Source organism: Gluconobacter sp. DsW_058, assembly GCF_002153615.1.
In the GTDB taxonomy this organism is placed as follows: Bacteria; Pseudomonadota; Alphaproteobacteria; order Acetobacterales; family Acetobacteraceae; genus Gluconobacter; species Gluconobacter cerinus.
In genome coordinates this window covers 23,611-43,962 of record NZ_JOPH01000041.1, presented here as the reverse complement: position 1 = coordinate 43,962, position 20,352 = coordinate 23,611, and the positions used below count along the sequence as shown (strand labels likewise).

The following is a 20,352-nucleotide window of genomic DNA, read 5'->3' as shown; positions in this document are numbered from 1 at the left end:
CTCTTCTTCAGAAACGGGCAGTCATCGGATGCGCGCCCATACGGCCATCTTCGCGATCAAGTTTCTCAATCGCTGCCATGTCACTCTCAGTGAGGGTGAAGTCGAAGACGTCCAGATTTTCAGCCAGTCTTTTTGGGTTCGCTGATTTCGGGATCACGATCAGACCGTTCTGAAGGTGCCAGCGGATAATGACCTGAGCGGGTGTCCGACCAACGCTCCGGGCAACCTCCCCAATCGTCGCATTATCCAGTACCTGCCCTTTCCCGAGCGGGCGCCATGATTCCGTGCGAATATTGTGCTGCTCGTTAAAGGCACGGAGCGCCTTCTGCTGGAAAAATGGATGAAGCTCAATCTGGTTGACCGCCGGAACGACACCAGTTGCATCCATAATACGCGACAGATGGTCCGGCTCGAAATTGGACACCCCGATGGACTTCACGCGCCCCTCTTTTTGTAAGGTCACGAGTGCCTTCCATGTTTCCACATACTGACCCTGCTCCGGCATCGGCCAGTGAATGAGGTACATATCCAGAACCGGACGACGCAGCAGCCGGCAGCTCTCCTCATAGGCACGCAGCGTATTGTCGTAGCCCTGTTCGTCATTCCAGACCTTCGTCGTCACGAATACATCAGGATAATCCGCCAGAGCTTCACCAACGCCATCTTCGTTCCGATAAAGACGCGCTGTATCGACAGAATGATATCCGAGCTTCACAGCCTCCCGCACAACCGTTGCTGTTTCTTCAGGGAGCGTCTTCCAGACGCCCAGCCCGAGCTGCGGAATGACCCGGCCATCGTTCAGTGTAATTCTTGTCTGGTTATCCAGATATGGCACCTCATCGTTCATCAGAAATTCCTTTTCAAATCTTGTTCTTACATATCAAACGCCTGGTCGGCCGGCTGAGTTCAGGCTGGCACCACGAGCTGTGAAAGCTTGCGGGCCAGAGCTTCGGTGCTGAACGGTTTCACAAGCAAAGCACAGCCGGGTTCAAGCAGTCCTTCATCCAGAATATTCTGCTCCGCATAGCCCGTAATGAACAGAATTTTCAGATCGGGAAATCTGTCTCTCATGCGCGCAGCGAGTTGCCGCCCGTTCATGCCCCCTGGCATACCAATATCCGTAATCATCACGCTTGGCTGAACGCCATTCGAAAAACGATCTGACAATTCCAAAGCTGAAATACCGTCCTCTGCCGTCAGAACTCTTGCCCCCAAATCTCCGACAACGTCACTGACAATGAGGCGTACGGCTTCCTCGTCATCCACAATCAACACCAGCTTTCCAGAGAGCCGTACAGACGCCGTTTTCGTCAGAATATCGCCGTCAGGAACATCTGCTGGTAACAAAGTAGCAGGCCCGTTGTAGCGAGGGAGCCAGAGGCTAACAGACGTTCCGTCTCCAGGCTGGGACCTGATCTGGGCTTGCCCACCAGACTGACGGGCAAAACCGTAAATCATGCTCAACCCCAGGCCCGTCCCTTTCCCTAGAGGCTTGGTCGTAAAAAACGGATCAAACGCCCGTTGCAGCGTTTCTTCCGCCATCCCACAGCCGTTGTCCTCAACCTTTAAAAGCACGTAGTCACCAACAGGCACCCCGGCTTCGTGGCTGGCCACAGATCCTAAAGATGTATTAGCGCTCACGATCCGTATGGTCCCGCCGCTCTCCCGCATCGCATCACGTGCATTGATACAGAGATTGAGCACGGCGTTCTCAAGCTGGTTAGCATCAACCCGTGTCGTCCAGATTCCCGGCTGCAGATCAAACTGAATAGATACCAGTGGGCCAACGCTTCCGCGAAGAAGGGTCTCCAGACCACTGACCAGACCATTTACATCTGTCGGCACGGGGTCCAAAGGCTGCCGACGCGAAAAGGCCAACAGACGGTGCGTCAGTGAGGCTGCACGTCGCACCGCATCCTGTGAGGCCGTGATATAGCGATCAAGGCCAATAGTACGGCCTTGCGTCAGTCGGGTTTCAAGCAGCTCAAGACTCCCGCCTATTCCCGCAAGCAGATTGTTGAAGTCATGAGCGAGACCACCCGTTAGCTGGCCAACAGCTTCCATTTTCTGGGACTGGCGCAACTGCTCTTCCAGATCATTGCGCTCGGTGACATCACGGCCAACACCGTAAATGGTGTCACCTTCATTATTGAAGTTCCAGTTATAGAGCCGCCATGTGCCGTTCCGGTGCTTCATCCGCACGTCCAGCGCGACGTCGGACCACGGCGTGCTGTGTCGAACCTGATCAAAAGCTTCACAAACGGCGCCCTGATCATCCGGGTGACACAGGGCTTCAATCCTCAGCCCGATCAGACCTTCCTGTGTATAACCCAACGCCCGCAACCAGGAGGGACTGACAGCCATGTAGTGACCACTTCGGCTGATGATAACGAACAGGTCCTTGGCGATGGTCCAGAGGCGGTCACGTTCCCGCGTTCGCTGGCGGATCCGCTCCTCCAGCATGACGTTCATTTCACGCAATTCCTGCTGGGTCTTGGCCTGGCGCATGGCGGCATGGGTGCGATCTGCCACAGCACGGGTGAAGACGATTTCTTCTTCGGTCCAGACATGCGGAACAGTGGAATACACGCACATCACACCCACAAGCCTGCCAAACTTGAACAGGGGCACATTCAAAAGCGCCCGAATGTTGAGGGTTTCAAAGCGTTCGACACGCTTAAGCGTCAAAGTGTCCAGACGCACATCTGAAATTGCGACAGTACGCCCGCGAGCCAACAGAGGGCCATAATCACCATAATCCCGAAACGCATGGAATCCACGGATAGACGCCTGACGTTGGACATGACTGCCTGACCCCAGCGTCACTGTCCGCATTGCACCAATCAGCAGACCCGTTCCCGCCTCATCGACTGTTCCGTAGGCGGCGCAGCTTACGGAAAGTTCGCGACACAGGATCTGCGCGGCGACGCCTTCCATCTCATCAGCGTTTTCCAGTGCCCTCAGGCGATCTCCAAGCTCCACCAGGGCTGCCTGACGGAGGGCCTGTCTTTTGCTGTGATCAATATCCAGCACGATGCCGGGAAAACGAAGCGGCCGCCCGTCTTCAGTCAGATCGCAACGACCATTCCCTTCAAACCATCGCGGCCCAGCTGGTGTGTGGACACGGAATTCGAAATCGCATCGCCCCCCTGTGTGGAGGGCGTTTGTGATGGCGGCCGCAACGCGCCCCTGATCTTCCTGCTCGATAGCAGCATAGAACGCTGTAACAGGAACGCCCTGCTCCAGCGCTTTTGCATCAAGACCCAGCGTTTCAGCCAGACGGGTATCCCCGATCACGAGAGAATAATTGTCATCCCACATCCATGTTCCGGCAATGGCGCCTGCATCCAGTGCAAGCTGAAGCCGAAGACTGGACTGATTGACTTCCGTCAGATCACGCCCTGTCGCCAGAAGCCGCTGGACGTCTCCGTCTTCTCCGAAAATCGGCGTGACGGCCACATCCCAGAAACGGCGGTTTCCCCGCATGGTATTGGCATCCCCCTGAAAGCGTCCCGCCTCTCCACCCAGTGCCGTTTTGACGGCCTGAGTCGCCATGATGCGCGCCTGCCCCCGCCACAGATCAACCCAGGGAACACCATGCAGGATAATCGGGCTGTCGAGTTCCATAGCCTCGATGCCACCTGCATTGATGAACCGGATGCACCCATCCATGTCCAGAATATGAATGCAATCTGGCGAACTGGAGAGAAGAAGGTGGGTAAAAGCTTCGCTGGATCTGAGCGCTTCAGCCACGGCAGAGGCGTTTGAAACGTCCATAACCACGCCGACAGAGCACAGATCATCGTGACCCGGCCGATCATCATCCCGCCAGCCGCGAATAAGCAGATGCCGCACCATTGTCGGACCCTGCGCATGTGAGACCACGATGCGGAAACGGAATTCGAAAGTGCCTTCTTCCCGCAATTCGTCTTCTGCAACACTTTCATATGCGGCGCGGTCATCTGGGTGGAGGCAGGCATATGCATCTTCCAGCGAAAGCCCCTGCATCAGCAGTTCGGGAGGAAGCCCCCAGATCTGGGCAAAGCGCTCATCTCCAAACAAAAGCCGACGCGTCAGATTACAGCGGAAAAAACCCATCTCCGCGGCTTCGGCCATTCTTCTGATACGCCGATCCAGCCGATGAAGCTGACTGGCCACTCCGGAGCCGTCTGCCACGGGAAATGACCTGGCAATATGGCGCGCGCAAAGAGCCTGGACATTCTCCAGACCTGGCGTTTTCTGCCTGACACACAGCCAGACTTCAGGAGAGCTTTCATAAACGGGAAGACGGCAAACAGCCTCAGAACTTTGTCCCTCAAGCTCGGTAAGAAAGTGGCTGTCTCCACCAGAGACAATGACCCACTCCCGATCATGGTCACGGAGAACCAGAGCAGCAGCTCCACCGCCCAGACTGACCGCCAAAGCCAGTAGATGCTCCGAGAAGTCTTCAAGGGCTGTTCTGATCTGATGCACGATCGAAGGAGGAAGAGCGTTGCCGCTGGCTTGCGCTACTTCTGAACCGGCCGTCATGCTGTCTCTCCCGGTCACGCCGCTTTTCCCGGATGGACGAGGGCCGACCTCACACTAACAGATCTTCACAGGAGCGCAGCCTCCCGCCAGAGTTCTTTTCCATAAAACCTTTGCGACCATCAAGAGCGTGCTGCGTTTCCTTCGCCATGTGCCATCCGATGAAGAAGGAAACCCGCCATGCTTGGAATTGATCTGAGTGGTCGTACAGCCCTTGTCACAGGGTCCACTGGCGGGATCGGGCTCGCCATAGCGCGGCGCCTGGCAGAAGCTGGCGCAACCGTCATCATCAACGGCCGCAAACAGGAAAGCGTAGACAAAGCGCTGGACGTTCTGCGGGAACGTATTCCTGGCGGCACTTTTCGCAGCGTAGTGGCGGATGTTGGCACTGCCGAAGGGTGTGACACGCTTGTGAACACTGAAAGCGCAGTTGATATTCTGATCAACAATGCCGGAATTTTCGGCCCCAATGACTTCTTCAAGACCACGGATGAAAGCTGGCAGAAGCTGTTCGAGGTCAACCTCTTTTCCGGTGTCAGACTGGCCCGCGCATATATGCCAGGCATGAAAGAGCGTAACTGGGGCCGTGTTCTTTTCATTGCGTCGGAATCGGCAATCAACATTCCGGTGGAAATGATCGATTATGGTGTCAGCAAAACAGCCATGCTGGGTCTGGCCCGCGGTCTGGCCAAGGATATGGCGGGAACGAATGTCACGGTAAATTCCGTCCTGCCAGGACCGACCCTTTCCGAGGGTGTAGAAGACATGCTCAAGGCTCAGAACCCTGACAGCACTCAGCCTGTGGAAGAGCTTGCGGCGGATTTCGTCCGGAAGCACCGCCCAAGCAATATCCTTCAGCGCATGGCAACAGTTGATGAAGTCGCAAATATCGTTGTTTACGCAGCATCGCCCCTCGCCTCCGCCACGACGGGCGCAGCTTTGCGGGTTGATGGCGGAACCGTCGATACGATCTAAAGACCCGAGTTAAGAATATAAAAAAAGCCCCGGCGCCTTTCGACGCCGGGGCTTTTTATGGGGCGTTACAGGCTCAGCCGCGACGTGCAGCGGCCAGCTTCTGATCGGTGCGATACTGGCTCAACGCATACACGGACCAGATTGCAGCCGGGATCCAGCCAATGACAGTGACCTGAAGGAACAGGCAGATAATGCCTGCAAACGGGCGACCAATGGTGAAGAACTGAAGCCACGGCAGAAGCAGGGCAAGAATGAGACGCATAAGATAGTCCTTTCCTAAAACAGGGTCCGTCATTCTTCGTCAGGTCTGACATGGATGCAATGTTTCATCCGCCATGTCCGCCCTCAGGCACACTCGCCAGCTTCACGACAAATCAGTTCCAGCAGCAGCAGAGACCGACCGGTGACGGTGTATTCATGCTTCTGGTCAAAGACTTCTTTCTCGATCTCGCTACCAGCGTCTGGCTGGTTTGTGTCCAGCAGAAGCTTCCATCGGCCTTCTCCTGTCTCTGGCAGTATGAATGGAACGGCATCTTTCCATCCATTGAATACAAGCAGCACAGTCGCATCTGACCCGCGTCGCATGATGCCACTCCGTTGGCTGCGACCGTCGATCATCAGACCAAAACACTGATCATGCCCCCAGTCTTCCGGCATCATCTGATTGCTGCCAGCAGTCAGCCAGGTGAGTTCCTGAACATCCAGCTCTTTATTGTAAGCCTCCGTCAGAAAGCGCCCGCGCCGGAGAATGGGATACCGGCGCCTCAACCCTGTTAAGCGGCGAACGAAACTCTGAAGTTGGGCGCCTTCTTTGCCGATCTCCCAGTTCAGCCATGAAATCTCACTGTCCTGACAGTAGGCGTTATTGTTCCCCTGCTGAGTCCGGCCAAATTCGTCACCGGCCAGAAGCATCGGCGTTCCCTGTGACAGTAGCAGCGTGGACAGCATGTTTCTGCATTGGCGCCAGCGAGTAGCATTAATATCCGGGTCTTCTGTCGGTCCTTCCACGCCATAATTGAAGGATCGGTTATCGGGAGAACCATCCTTGCCGTCCTCCCCGTTCGCATCGTTATGACGCTCGTTGTAGGAAACGCAGTCCATGAGCGTGAAGCCATCATGAGCCGTGACAAAATTCACACTGGCCCATGTCTGCCGCCCACTGTGGTTGAAACGGTCCGGGCTGGCCAGAAGCCTGGGCGCCAGCGCGCCAGACTTGGCCTCGCCACGCCAGAAATCACGAACAGTATCCCGAAACGTGTCATTCCACTCTGCCCAGCCCGGCGGAAAATTCCCAACCTGATAACCACCCGGACCAACGTCCCAAGGCTCGGCAATCAGTTTCACATGCGACAGCACCGGATCCTGACGGCAGACACGCAGAAACGTTGCATCATTGTGGAAACCGTCTTCTTCACGGGCAAGTATTGTTCCGAGATCAAACCGAAATCCATCAACACCCATTTCCTTGACCCAATATCTCAAGCTGTCCGCAACAAAGCGGATGCAGTTCAGATGTGTCAGGCTGAATGTGTTTCCGGTTCCCGTTTCGTTTATGTAATGTCTTTTGCTGTCCGGCATGAGTCGGTAATAGGAAACATTATCCAAGCCTCGGAATGAAAGCGTAGGACCAAGCTCGTTACCCTCTGCTGTATGGTTGTAAACAACGTCGAGAATAACTTCGAGGCCCGCCTCATGGCAGGCACGCACCAAAGCCCGGAATTCCTGAGCCGCATTATCAGGCTCTGCTGCGTAATGGCTTTCGGGAGCAAAAAAACCGATCGTATTATAACCCCAGTAATTTCTCAGGCCCTTATCTGCCAGAAATTTGCTGTTAACGAAGCTTTGAACCGGCAGGAATTCCACCGCTGTCACGCCCATATCCCGAATATTTTTCAGCAGTTTCGGGTCTGACAGTCCGGCATAGGTTCCCCGCAGTTTCTCGGGCACGGCAGAGTTCTGACGGGTATACCCTTTCACATGCATTTCGTAGATGACCGTATCCGTCCAGGGTGTATCGGGATGGTCAAAATGCTGCGGCGTCGGGTCAATGATGATGGCTTTGGGGACGAATGCAGCACTGTCTGCCGTGCTGAAACTCAGATCCTTGTCCGGGCTGTCCAGCTCATAGCCAAACAGGGAAGGATCCCATTTAAGGTCCCCATGGAATGCTCTGGCATATGGATCCAGGAGTAATTTATTCGGATTGAAGCGGTGCCCTTCGTCAGGCTCATAAGGCCCATGAACACGGTAACCATATAACTGCCCCGGCTTCAGATCCGGGATCCATCCATGAAAAACATGATCGGTATATTCAGGCAGACGGATCCGATCTGTCTCGCGTGTTCCGTCTTCATCGAACAGGCAGACTTCAACAGCTTTGGCGTGGGCAGAAAAAACGGCGAAATTTACCCCGGAATCGTCATAGGTAGCTCCGAGATTATTAGGATTTCCTTCCTGTAATCCCTTCTGACGCGAACCGCTCATTTTGATTGTTCCAGCAAAAACGCAAGTCGGTTTTCCTGCCCCATGGCAGAGCCGTGCAGCTTTTGGGGCGATAACGCTGGAAGGGCTTCTGACACGACTATAAATTATTTGTGAAGGCGTTTCCAACAGCATCCATCAGGCGTTGTTTCATCGACAAAGCCAAAAAATATCCAACTCCGCAGGATAGCGAGAGGTGTGTGTGTGATGACGCAGAATACGCCCGCATCAGCTGTGAGAGAGCTGCAGCTTCTTTCCGTAGCGGCGGAGATTTATCCGCTGATCAAAACCGGGGGACTGGGAGATGTCGTTGGCTCACTGCCAGCGGCACTTGAGCCTCACGGGATCAGCACACGCACCATTGTGCCCGGCTATCCGGCGGTTCTGCATGCACTGTGCAACCGCAAAGAAACAATCCGGATCGACAATGTTCTCGGATATTCCGTTATTCTTTGGGAAGGCCGCACTGATGGAGGCACGCTTTATGCCGTGGACGTGCCAGATCTCTACAACCGTCCCGGAAATCCCTATCTTTCGCCAGACGGTCAGCCCTGGAGCGACAACGGCATTCGTTACGCGGTGTTATGCCGAACGGCCGCATTAATTGCGGCCGGATTACTACCGGACTGGAAACCAGACGCAGTTCTGAGCCACGACTGGCATGCCGGGCTGGTTCCCGCCTATCTGCGCTATATGGATGGCCCGACGCCGCCGGTCGCCCATGTCGTACATAACCTTGCGTTCCAGGGGCTCTTCCCACGCGAAATGCTACACGCGTTCGGTTTGCCGGAGTGGTCTTTTACCTTCGACCAACTCGAATATTACGGCCAGATCAGCTTCATGAAAGCCGCTCTTCAATTTTCAGACCGTCTGATCAGTGTGTCACCAACCTATGCAGAAGAAATTCAGACTCCTGAGGAAGGAATGGGGCTGGATACCGTCCTACGGGCACGTTCCAACGCTTTGACCGGCATTCTGAATGGTGTGGATCTTCGGGAGTGGAATCCCATGACCGATCCCTCCGTCTTTTTTCCCTATGCGGTTGGAGACATCATCGCGCGCCGTGCGAACAAGCGTGTGTTTCAGGCTGAGTTTGGCCTTCCCCAGAAATCGGATGCTCTGCTTCTCGGGATGGTCAGTCGTCTGACAACACAGAAAGGGGCTGACCTTCTCGCAAAGCTGGCCCCTCGTCTCTTTCAGGAGAATATCCAGCTCGCTGTTGTCGGTGTGGGTGATGAAGGCATCATGCAGGAGTTTGCGACCCTACGTAGCCGGTATCCGCAAAATTTCGTCTGCCATCTGCGGTACAGCGAGACACTTGGCCACAGACTGCACTCTGCGGTCGATGCATCCCTGATCCCTTCCCGTTTTGAACCCTGCGGCCTGACGCAGTTTCATGCTTTGCGTTACGGATCAATCCCGATTGCAGCCCGCGTGGGAGGGCTGAGCGACACCATTATTGATGCCAATTCAGCCGCTGTATCAGAGGGCGTTGCAAACGGAATTCTGTTCTCCCCCACCACAGAGGATATGCTCTATCTGGCAATCCGCCGCGCGCAGGCACTGTTTCGTCAAAAGGCTGTCTGGGCACGGATGCAGCGGAATGGGGCGCTGCACGATGTGTCCTGGAATGGCAAAGCCGCCCAATACGCCCGCCTGCTGCAGGACATGACCGGCCATGAAACAGTCATGACAGAGCCGGGCAGTGATATCGCCCCACGCCGGGCCGATCCGGCATCTGCACGTCCACGGCTGTCACGGCAGGTTGCACGGATGCCGCGCACCGCAGGCGACGCAGCAACATCTTCACTTGTTCCATTCACGCCCCGTACGGGCACCCGTTCCTGAAGGTATTTTTGCATGATGGCTCGTCCGGTCGATCCCGTTCTTCAATCCATGACAGACGCACTTATGGCCGGGCAATGCAGTGACCCCTTCGCACTCCTGGGCCGCCACCGGGATCATCGCCAGGATATTGTGAGAGTCTTTTACCCCGATGCTGTGGAAGTCCATCTCATGGTGGAACAGGCATCAGGGCAGGTTTTGGAAAAGACCATGCGTCGGATCGATGATCGCGGCCTGTATTCCGCCACGCTCCCCCGCTCCGCCCGCTATCGCCTGCGCATCCGCTGGGCCGACGCCTGGCAGGACACCCATGATCCATACAGCTTCGGACTGCTTCTGGGCGACATGGATCTGTACCTTTTTTCGGAAGGAAAACATCAGCAGATCGACCGGATGATGGGCGCCATTCCCATGGCCGTTGACGGCGTAAATGGCGTCCGCTTCGCAGTGTGGGCACCAAACGCCAAACGTGTCTCCGTCGTTGGCGACTTCAATATCTGGGATGGCCGCCGGCATTGCATGCGCCTGCGTCATGGGTCTGGCGTGTGGGAGTTATTTATTCCTGGAGTGCACGCCGGAGAGCGTTACAAATACGAAATAGTCTCTCAGGATGGACACGTTCTTCCCGCCAAGGCTGACCCCTATGCCAAAGCCGCAGAACTTCCGCCTGCCAATGCCTCCGTTATCGCGGCGCCAGATGACTTTGTCTGGCACGACGCGGAATGGATGAGCACGCGCGCGGCCAGACATGCCAATCAGGCTCCCATTTCAATTTACGAAATTCATGCACCCTCATGGCGTCATCCCCAGCACGGCAATGACATCATGACGTGGGAGGAGCTTGGTGATGCGCTCATTCCGTATCTTCAGGATCTGGGATTTACTCATCTCGAGCTGCTCCCGATCGCGGAGTATCCTTATTCCGGGTCGTGGGGATACCAACCGCTCAGCCTCTATGCGCCTACAGTACGCCATGGTTCACGCGCCCAGTTTGCCAACTTCGTTGACCGTTGCCATCAAGCCGGTCTCGGCGTCATCATCGACTGGGTTCCTGCCCATTTCCCTGCTGACCAGCATGGGCTGAGCCAGTTCGATGGCACACACCTGTATGAACATGCAGACCCGCAGGAAGGCTATCATCAAGACTGGCACACCCTGATTTATAATTACGGACGCAACGAAGTCTGTGGTTTTCTGGCGGGGAGCGCCCTGCACTGGCTGGAACAGTTCCACGTCGACGGTCTGCGCGTCGATGCTGTCGCGTCCATGCTGTACCGGGATTACAGCCGCAAGGAAGGGGAATGGCGCCCCAACATTCATGGAGGGCGCGAAAATCTGGAAGCGGTCAATTTCCTGCGCCATCTGTCAGAAACTCTGGAAGACCTCCACCCCGACACAATGCTGATCGCGGAAGAATCAACCTCCTGGCCAGGCGTGACAGCGCCCGCCAGAACAGGCGGCCTGGGCTTTACCTACAAATGGAATATGGGCTGGATGCATGACACGCTGCGGTACATGGAGCTTGATCCGCTCTGGCGCAGTTACCACGCAAGCGACATCACTTTCGGCATGATCTATGCTTATTCGGAACGTTTTATCCTGCCACTTTCCCATGATGAGGTTGTCCACGGAAAAGGGTCTCTCCTGACCAAAATGCCGGGAGATGAGTGGCAGAAACATGCCAATCTGCGCGTACTCTATGCCCTGATGTGGGCCTATCCGGGCCGAAAACTTCTCTTCATGGGCGGAGAGCTGGCTCAACCGCACGAATGGAACCATGAAGGTGAGTTGGCGTGGTATCGGCTGTGGGACGGGTATGGCCGCGGCATGCATGAGACGGTTCGTTCCATCAACACGCTGTATCGCTCGCACCCTGCCCTTCATGCTTCCGATGATGAGCATGAAGGATTTCAGTGGCTCGTTGCCGACGATATCGCCAACACCGTTTTTGCCTGGCTCAGACAGTCTCCAGATGCACGCCCTGTTCTTGTTGTGGGCAACATGACGCCTGTTCCGCGCATGAACTACCGCATTGGCGTTCCATGGCGCGGTGAATGGCGAGAGCTCCTCAATACAGACGCAGCCCATCTGGGTGGAAGCAATCTCGGCAATCATGGGCAGGTGTATGCCGAGGATATTCCCGCCCACGGCATGCCACACTCTGTCGAACTGATCCTCCCCCCCCTTGCCGTGCTTTATCTTTCTCCAGCTCCCTGAGACAAAGGACGCAGCGCATGTCTTCCTTCAGGTTTAAAAACCGCCTGGGTGCAGAACTCATCGCTCCCGATCGGACACGGTTCACGCTCTGGGCTCCCTCCTGTGAAAGAGTTTTCGTGGAGGTGGAGGACCTTCCGCCTGTCGCCATGAGGCGACACGCAGATGGAACATTCGTCGCCGAAGCACCTTGTGGTGCCGGGGCGCGATACCTCTACCGCGTCCGCGACAACGTCACGGTTCCTGACCCGGCCAGCCGCTTTCAGCCTGATGGCGTACATGGGCGAAGCGAAATTCTTGACCCCGGTTTTTATGATTGGAAAACACCCGACTGGAAGGGGCGCCCGTGGGAAGAAACGATCATCTACGAGACGCATTTGGGTCTAGAAGGCAATTATGAGGGCATGAAAGCCCGCCTTCAGGAACTGGCAGATCTGGGCATCACAACGGTTCAGTTCATGCCGGTCAACAGTTTCAGTGGTCACTGGAACTGGGGATATGATGGCGTTCTGGTTTATGCCCCAACGCCAGCTTATGGCCGGCCGGAAGCCCTGAAGGACCTGATCGACCATGCTCATTCACTGGGTCTGATGGTCTTTCTAGATGTTGTGTACAATCACTTCGGCCCAGACGGGAATTACTTGCTGGAATATGCAAAAGGCTTCTTCGACCCGCGCTACGACACGCCCTGGGGTGATGGTATCGACTTCCATAACCCAATCGTAGCGGATTTCTTTATCGACAATGCGCTTTACTGGCTGATGGAATATCGCTTCGACGGCCTCCGAATCGATGCCGCATGGGCCATTACGGATCGACAATGGTTTTATAAACTTCAGAGCCGCATTCACAAAACCGTCGAAAAGGGCCGCCATGTTCATTTAATTCTTGAAAATGAGAATAATGACGCAGGCCTTCTCCGCGATGGTTATTCTGGACAATGGAGCGAAGACTGGCACCATACCCTGACCGTCATGCTCAGCGGAGAGGACAAGGGGTTTTTCCTGCCGTTTCATCACGAAACAACCGGCCTTCTTAAACGTGTCCTGACAGAGGGGCTTGCATGGCAAGGCGAATTTTTCCCGCCGCGCCAGAAAACGCGTGGTAGTCCGAGCAGCGACTTGCCTCCAACGAAATTCGTGACGTTTTTACAAAACCACGATCAGATCGGTAATCGCCCTCTGGGGGAAAGATTGATCACCCTTTCTGATCCGAACGCCTTTAAAGCCGCCTATGCGCTGCTTCTTCTTTGCCCCATGACGCCAATGCTGTTCCTTGGGGAAGAGTGGGGCTCAAAAACGCCGTTCTATTTCTTTTCGGATTTTCACGGGGCCATTGGCGAGAAGGTCCGCCGTGGGCGCGAAGAACAGTTTGCCGAATACTGCAACCTGACGGACCCGGACATTCTTGCGACACTTCCTAGCCCCACTGACCCGAAAACATTTCGGATTTCTCGCCCGGACCGAGCCGAACGGGACACATCGGAAGGTCAGGCATGGCTTGCCAGAACAACAGAACTTTTGGCCTTACGCCATTCCAGAATTACGCCGCACCTGAAAGGAGCTTACAGCGCGGGAGCCGATATTCTGGGAGAGAAAGCTATCATTGCCTCCTGGACTCTTGGAGATGGCAGCCTGCTGACCATTGCCGTTAACCTGGGGACAGACACTGTCTCGCTCCTCGAGCCAGAAAACATCTTTTACGAAACCAGCCCTAAACGAGCATCCCAGACACTTCCGCCCGGAACGCTCGTTGCGGCACTTGGTCGCGCCTTTTAACGAAGGGCGACCTACAAAATCACAGCGGACGGTCGCCCTGGCTGGACGCTGTTTTTTCGTTCAGCCAGCCGCCCTGAAATCCCGCGCGCTTTAAGCCATCACGCAGGTAAGGATTCTTTTTCATCGTGTTCCACACGAAGCCACTGCGCCAGTTTTCCAGCATCAGCAGAATAGGTCCCTGATCAATGCCAAGCTGCTGCCCGTCTACCCAGTAATCATTCTTGTCTTTGAATGAGGGGTTGAAGGAGTCCAGGAAGCCATACTGATTGTAAATCCGGCTTCCGTAGCGCTTACGCATCTCTTCCAGTGCGGGAAGAGCAATTTCAGGCGCGAAGGCAATCGATCCGCCCGCGGCTGTTGGTGCAATGGTGCCATCGTCCAGAATGTAATCCCGGCCAGCACCACGTGCACTGTAAGCAAGGTAATGGCGATGCTTGCCGTCATAATCCTGCTGAATGTCCCCGGGGCCATCACAGGCGGTCAGCCCCCAGATATTGGCACCGTAGTCTTTCCAGTCTCCGGGATTCGCCTGTGCGTAAGCGCGCTGCGCGTACACAGCTTCACGCCCGTTCTGGAAATAGTCATCATCATGCTTGCGATTGAAATCGTCCTGAATGCCACGGAAATCAATCCAGGATTCACTGTACTGGTGACCAAAAAGTGGTGCGAAATTCAGCAGCTTATGGCCCTGAAAATCTCCCCATTGCCCATCGTAGGTTGCCGTCCAGGTCTTCCATGTTTCTGCTGGAAGGGGATGCGTTGGCGATGCAATGGCCAGAAGATAAATGATCAGGCCTTCGTTATAGCCCTTCCAGTCCGTCGTGATGAACGTGTTGGGCGGCGACCATCCCATGCTTAGCCAAGGGCCATGCGCTTTCATCCACGTCCAGTCGATACGGCGATACAGGCGATCGGCAATGTCGCGGATTTCTTTTTCCTGCGCAGTATCCCGGTCATAATACGACTGAGAAAAGAGAACACCGCCCATGAGAAGCGTTGTGTCTACACTGGAAAGTTCAGACCAGTCCGCGACGCGCAGGCCGGTATTGGGGTCCAGAAAATGGTAGAAAAAGCCTTTGTACCCTGCCGCACCTGAAACCTTGTCGTTCTGCGGCAGACCAATCAGAAATCTCAGGGTGGTCAGCGTGCGGTCCGCAGCCTGTTGGCGGGTTATGTATCCGCGCTCCGCTCCAATTCCATAAGCCGTCAAACCGAAGCCCACACCCGCAATGCTCGCGGCACCATTCGGCAACGGAGAGCGATCAGGGATCAACCCATTCTTGGAGTTGGCCGTATCCCAGAACCAGCGGAACGTCCGATGTTCCAGATCTTCCACAAAAGTCTGATCGGCCGCCGTGAGGGATGGTGGTTTGTCAGCCTGCGGTATCGCCGCACCTGCTGCGATGGCAGATCCTGAAAAGAGGGAAAGGTGCACAACCCCTGCCGCTACTCCAGTCCGGAGAAAACGGGAGGATGAAGCACAGAACTTTTGTCCTGCACGTCGTGCTGTCGAGAGAAACCTGCTGCCTGGCGCAGGCTGCATCCGAAAGTCAGTGCTCATAGGCTCACCATAAGCGCAGAAGATGCATCACTTGAATGTGGTGTTACATCACAACGGCGTGATGTCTGGGAGGCTTGGAAAAATGCCAGAAATATCGAAAATTATCTACTCGGAAATCACGAATCCCGTACGATTTTGCAAGCTTCCGTTACATGAGCGAGTCCCGAATTCCTACTGCCGTCAAACCTCCAGAAAACGAGCCGCAATTTCTGCCGTCACGAAGGCTGCAATCATTTCAGGACGCTTGTCCCGGACGCCAAAATCTCCAATCGGGCAGACAAGTTTATCAATCTGCTGCTGCGGGATGTCGATTGCCCGGAACGCACTCTCAAAGCGTTTGCGTTTCGTACGAGAGCCGATCATCCCAACGTATCGCAGATCATTTCGCGCCAACGCTGCCCCTGTAATGAGGGCATCCAGAGTGTGACTCTGTGTCAGCACCAGAACACCCGCACCAGCAGGCGCTGCATTCAATGTGCTTTCCCAGTCTGATGTGACCTGTGCTTCGACTGTTGGCGGAACAGGCCCGAACTCATCTTGCCGCGCATCAACCCAGACAAGCCTGAGGGGCAGAAGCGCCAGTGATCTCGCCAGCGCTCTCCCAACGTGCCCAGCCCCAAACAGAATCAACTGAGGCAGCGTCTCCCGCTCTTTCCAGGCCTGGTGCTCAATGTCATCCAGGTTTCGTATGCGCTCGATGCTCACCGTCACAGCGCCGCCACAGCACTGGTTGATGGCAGGCCCCAGCGGGATATGACGTTCCAGATGATCGTCACCATTGGTGAGGAGGGCCCGGGCATCCGCCATGCAGTCCCACTCCAGACGTCCCCCGCCGATGGTCCCAACCTGCTCGCGTTGTGTGAGGAGCATATAAGCCCCGGCCTCACGCGGCGTGGACCCTTTAGCGACCAGAACCGTAATTCTGGCCACCGCCTCCCCCGCATCACGCCAGCGGCGGATGGCTTCCAACATGGTCAGTCGATCTCGCCACGCAGGCTCATAGCAGTGCGCAGAACCCGTTCCGGCGTCGCGGGCGCATCAAGCTGCGGGCAGGTCTTGTAGTCATTCAGGCTGGCAAGAGCGTCCGAAATGGCCTGAAGAACCGCCACGCCATGCACAAAAGGAGGCTCCCCTACGGCCTTGGACCGGAAAATCGTCTCTTCCTGGTTTGGGGCATTTTCCAGCAGTTCCACATTGAAAATCCGTGGCCGATCGGAACAGGCCGGGATCTTATAGGTGCTGGGTGCATGTGTCCGCAGACGACCTGCAGGATCCCAGACCAGCTCTTCCATCGTCAGCCAGCCCGCACCCTGCACGAAGCCACCTTCGATCTGCCCGACATCAATTTCTGGATTCAGAGATTGCCCGGCGTCATGGAGAATATCCACGCGGTCCATGGTGTTCTCACCCGTCAGCAGATCAACGGACACTTCCGCACACGCCGCACCATAGGCAAAGTAAAAAAACGGACGGCCCCTCCCTGTTGCGGGGTCCCAGGAGATCTTGGGCGTCTTGTAAAACCCGTTGGAAGACAGGGAGATACGGGCAAAATAAACCTGCCAGGCCAGTTGCTGGAAGGTCATGACGTCTGACCCGACATGCACGCCATCTGGCAGGAACTGCACGTCTTCTTCCGCGACATTCCACTTTTCGGCAGCAAACGCGATCATGCGGCGCTTGATCTTGGTGATGGCATCCAGGACTGCCATGCCGTTCAAATCCGCCCCGGAAGACGCCGCCGTTGCAGACGTGTTGGGAACCTTGCCGGTTGTAGTGGCTGTGATGCGGACCCGATCGGACGTCAGGCCAAACTCGCGCATGGCAATCTGCACCATTTTCGTGTGCAGACCCTGCCCCATTTCGGTCCCGCCATGGTTCACCTGCACGGAGCCATCCGTGTAGACATGAACCAGTGCACCCGCCTGATTGTAATGTGTCGCCGTGAAGGAAATGCCGAATTTTACCGGCGTCAGGGCAATCCCGCGCTTAATGTATCGACTGGTTTTATTGAAAGCGCGGATCTCTTCCTTGCGCTTTGCATAATCGCAGCGTCGCACCAGTTCAGTGACAATTTCACGGCTGATCGAGTCTTCCACCGTCATATGATACGGCGTGATGTTCCGATCCGTCGTTCCATAGAAATTGCGCAGTCGCACGGTCACAGGATCAAGCCCCGTCGCAAATGCGACTTCCTCGATCACGCGTTCTGCCGCGACAATACCCTGCGGGCCACCAAACCCTCGATAAGCCGTGTTGGACTGCGTATTGGTTCGGAGTGGCTCGGAACGAAACCGTACGTCCGGATAAAAATATGCGTTGTCCGCATGAAACAGCGCACGATCCACAACAGGGCCGGACAGATCGGCGGACCAGCCACAGCGGGCAGCCAGAACCATATCGACTGCCAGAATGTCACCGTCATCCGTAAAGCCGACATCATAATCCACAACGAAATCATGCCGCTTGCCGGTCATCATCATGTCGTCGTCACGATCCAGACGCATCTTGGCAGCCTGGCCGGTCAGATCAGCCGCAATGGCCGCCAGACAGGCCGCAGCATTGGCCTGCGTTTCTTTGCCCCCAAAGCCCCCGCCCATCCGGCGCACTTCAGTCGTGACCAGATGATGGGGCCGCCCCAGAACACACGCCACCAGATGCTGCGTTTCAGACGGATGCTGCGTGGAAGACCAGACGCGCATTTCCCCAGCCTCACCTGGCTGAGCCAGAGCGGCCTGCCCTTCGAGGTAGAAATGCTCCTGCCCGCCCATCGTGATATTGCCGGACAGACGGCGCGGCGCGGCAGCCAGTCCGGCATCCACATCACCGCGCTTCATGACCAGTGGACGCCAAACCAGATCGCCGCCAGCTTCACGCGCCTGAGCAACGTTCAGAATAGCGGGCTTTTCTTCATACTCGATCTTCGCAAGCCGCACGGCCTGACGGGCAGCCTGCCGGGACGTCGCCACTACGGCAAACATCGGCTGGCCCCAGTAATAGACATGATCCGTGGCCAATAGGGGCTCATCATGCGCATGAACCGGGCTGATCTCGTTCTCGCCCGGAACATCCTCTGCCGTCAGAACCCGCACCACACCGGGCGCAGACCGCACCGCGCTCAGATCCATGGACACGATCCGCGCATGAGCCTTGGTGCTCAGCCCCGGAACGACATGCAACATGCCTTTCGGCTCCGGCATATCGTCGATGTAGTTCGCACGCCCTGTCACATGCAGGATCGCACTTTCATGCTTCATGCTGGTGGAAGCCGCGCCCTGAACCATCGGCATCTTGCGAGCTTCAGACATGGGCCAGCCCTCCCGTACGGGCCAGACGCGCCTGCGGGCCACCCGTTGTTTCCTCAAAGAAGCGCGTCAGCAGATTCGCGGCGACTGTCCGGCGATACCAGTCTGTGGCGCGCATATCCGTCAGAGGCGTGAAATCCTGTGCAATCGCGGCTCTTGCGGCGTCCAGCGTCGCTTCATCCCACAGGCGGCCGAGCAGCGCTGCTTCAGTATTCGCTGCGCGCTTCGGCGTTGCTGCCATCCCACCATAGGCCAGCCGGATAGACGTAATGATTCCGTCTGCATTCCGGCGTATGAAAAAAGCCCCCAGAACCGCTGAGATATCCTGATCGAACCGCTTGGAAATCTTGTAAGCGCGGAACTGAACGTCCTTTTCAGGAACCGGAAGAGTAACGGCTTCCACAAACTCTCCTGGCCGTCGATCCTGCTTTCCATAAGCAATGAAATAGGCTTCCAGAGGCATGGAGCGACGTTCATTGCCCAGTCGCAAATGCAGGGTTGCACCAGCGGCAATAAACATCGGTGGCCCGTCACCAATTGGCGAACCATTGGCGATATTTCCACAAACTGTCGCGCTGTTTCTCACCTGCGTTGAACCCAGACGACGGATCATCTCTGCTGCATCGGGAAGGAGGTCTGCGATAAACGGTTTGGCTTCCTGATAAGTCACGGCAGCACCGATCGTCAGGCCTTCATCCGTGAGCTCAATCTTCCGTAACTCAGGGACACGGCCGATCGAGACGACATGCCGCAGTTGCTTCATGCCTTTGGTCACCCACAGGCCCACATCCGTTGCTCCGGCGACAATCGTGGCCTCGGGATGCTGCGCCAGTGTGTCAGCCAGAACATCTACAGTCGCCGGAATTGTGAGGGTGCCTTCTAAGCCAGACACCTGAACGGTTTCACCGTCATTCAGGGCTGTTAGCCGCTCCGTAATCGTCGCAATCTGCGCATCAAAACGGTCCGGGCCGGCCGACATGGACTGTTTCATGGCGCGCACGATCGGCGCGTACCCGGTGCAGCGACAAAGATTTCCAGCCAGAGCGTCGTCAATCTGGGCGTCATCAACAGTTGCACCAGGCGTCTTGCGATATGCTGCCATGGACATGACAAAACCTGGTGTACAGAAACCGCACTGCGAGCCGTGCTGTTCCACCATAGCAGCCTGCACGGGATGCGGTGCATCAGGCGTACCGAGGTCTTCAATCGTATAAACCTGCGCACCATCCAGCATGCTGACAAACTGAATACATGCATTCACAGCGCGCCAAACGAGCCGATCCTGATCCAGTCGTACGACCAGCACGGTGCACGCACCACAGTCACCTTCGTTACAGCCCTCTTTCGTTCCGGTTTTGCCACGATCTCGCAGCCAGTCCAGAAGAGTCAGGGTCGGGTTCAGGCCATTCAGAGTGCAGTGCTCATCGCCCAGATAGAATTGTACAGCCTGTCTCATGATCCTTGCCCTCCATGAGGCAACACGCGCAAAGCAAAACGGAAGAAGGCTGGCTGGACTGTCAAAGTTCGACCCTGGTGAAGATGGGGAAACCCCGAATATGAAAATGGGAGACTAGCAGAGTCCTGCACCGAAGAGGGTGTTGCCGTCCATATCCAAGATACGCATAACGCGTTGCTTTTTCGAGAGCACAAATAACGCCCACTGACACAC

General features: G+C 56.0%; 12 protein-coding genes. 4 read left to right on the top strand and 8 right to left on the bottom strand.

All coding sequences use genetic code 11. The annotated features are described in order from the left end of the window. Nucleotides 1-7 precede the first annotated feature (7 nt). Both HK24_RS09150 and HK24_RS09145 read right to left on the bottom strand, forming a co-directional pair. Complete coding sequence (locus HK24_RS09150; RefSeq protein WP_086634217.1) at nucleotides 8-847, bottom strand: aldo/keto reductase; 840 nt, start codon at nucleotides 845-847, stop codon at nucleotides 8-10. A 59-nt stretch (nucleotides 848-906) separates the two neighbouring features. Next, nucleotides 907-4,530 (bottom strand): PAS domain-containing protein, encoded by a 3,624-nt coding sequence (locus HK24_RS09145; RefSeq protein ID WP_086634216.1) that lies wholly within the window; start codon nucleotides 4,528-4,530, stop codon nucleotides 907-909. A gap of 177 nt (nucleotides 4,531-4,707) precedes the next feature. On the opposite strand from HK24_RS09145, the gene HK24_RS09140 reads away from it, so the two are divergent. Next, the gene (locus HK24_RS09140; protein ID WP_086634215.1) at nucleotides 4,708-5,502 is read left to right on the top strand and encodes an SDR family NAD(P)-dependent oxidoreductase; all 795 of its coding nucleotides are present in this window, start codon (nucleotides 4,708-4,710) and stop codon (nucleotides 5,500-5,502) included. A gap of 73 nt (nucleotides 5,503-5,575) precedes the next feature. On the opposite strand, the gene HK24_RS09135 is transcribed toward HK24_RS09140, so the two are convergent. After that, the gene (locus HK24_RS09135; protein ID WP_086634214.1) at nucleotides 5,576-5,764 is read right to left on the bottom strand and encodes a YqaE/Pmp3 family membrane protein; all 189 of its coding nucleotides are present in this window, start codon (nucleotides 5,762-5,764) and stop codon (nucleotides 5,576-5,578) included. 83 nt (nucleotides 5,765-5,847) lie between these two features. Next, entirely contained in the window at nucleotides 5,848-7,986 is a 2,139-nt protein-coding gene (gene glgX, locus HK24_RS09130) for a glycogen debranching protein GlgX (RefSeq protein WP_086634213.1), read from the bottom strand. Between the two features lie 204 nt (nucleotides 7,987-8,190). On the opposite strand from glgX, the gene glgA reads away from it, so the two are divergent. From glgA to treZ, 3 genes are read left to right on the top strand one after another with little or no spacing between them, the layout of a single operon-like run. After that, nucleotides 8,191-9,831 (top strand): glycogen synthase GlgA, encoded by a 1,641-nt coding sequence (glgA, locus tag HK24_RS09125; protein WP_086634212.1) that lies wholly within the window; start codon nucleotides 8,191-8,193, stop codon nucleotides 9,829-9,831. A 12-nt stretch (nucleotides 9,832-9,843) separates the two neighbouring features. Then, nucleotides 9,844-12,045 carry a 1,4-alpha-glucan branching protein GlgB gene (gene glgB / locus HK24_RS09120; RefSeq protein ID WP_086634211.1) on the top strand — a complete coding sequence of 734 codons (2,202 nt, stop codon included), beginning with the start codon at nucleotides 9,844-9,846 and terminating at the stop codon, nucleotides 12,043-12,045. A gap of 17 nt (nucleotides 12,046-12,062) precedes the next feature. Continuing rightward, nucleotides 12,063-13,820, top strand: a complete 1,758-nt coding sequence (gene treZ, locus HK24_RS09115) for a malto-oligosyltrehalose trehalohydrolase (protein ID WP_086634210.1) — start codon at nucleotides 12,063-12,065, stop codon at nucleotides 13,818-13,820. Nucleotides 13,821-13,839: 19 nt separating this feature from the next. Here the strand turns inward: treZ and HK24_RS09110 are convergent, their stop codons facing one another. The 4 genes from HK24_RS09110 to xdhA form a co-directional block, all read right to left on the bottom strand. After that, nucleotides 13,840-15,381: a glucoamylase family protein gene (locus HK24_RS09110; RefSeq protein ID WP_233126200.1), complete on the bottom strand. Its 1,542-nt coding sequence runs from the start codon at nucleotides 15,379-15,381 to the stop codon at nucleotides 13,840-13,842. Nucleotides 15,382-15,561: 180 nt separating this feature from the next. Beyond that, nucleotides 15,562-16,353 (bottom strand): xanthine dehydrogenase accessory protein XdhC, encoded by a 792-nt coding sequence (gene xdhC, locus HK24_RS09105; RefSeq protein ID WP_086634208.1) that lies wholly within the window; start codon nucleotides 16,351-16,353, stop codon nucleotides 15,562-15,564. 2 nt (nucleotides 16,354-16,355) lie between these two features. Further along, the gene (xdhB, locus tag HK24_RS09100; protein ID WP_086634207.1) at nucleotides 16,356-18,686 is read right to left on the bottom strand and encodes a xanthine dehydrogenase molybdopterin binding subunit; all 2,331 of its coding nucleotides are present in this window, start codon (nucleotides 18,684-18,686) and stop codon (nucleotides 16,356-16,358) included. Next, nucleotides 18,679-20,139: a xanthine dehydrogenase small subunit gene (gene xdhA, locus HK24_RS09095; protein WP_086634206.1), complete on the bottom strand. Its 1,461-nt coding sequence runs from the start codon at nucleotides 20,137-20,139 to the stop codon at nucleotides 18,679-18,681. The genes xdhB and xdhA overlap by 8 nt, the downstream gene beginning before the upstream one ends. Nucleotides 20,140-20,352: the final 213 nt, after the last annotated feature.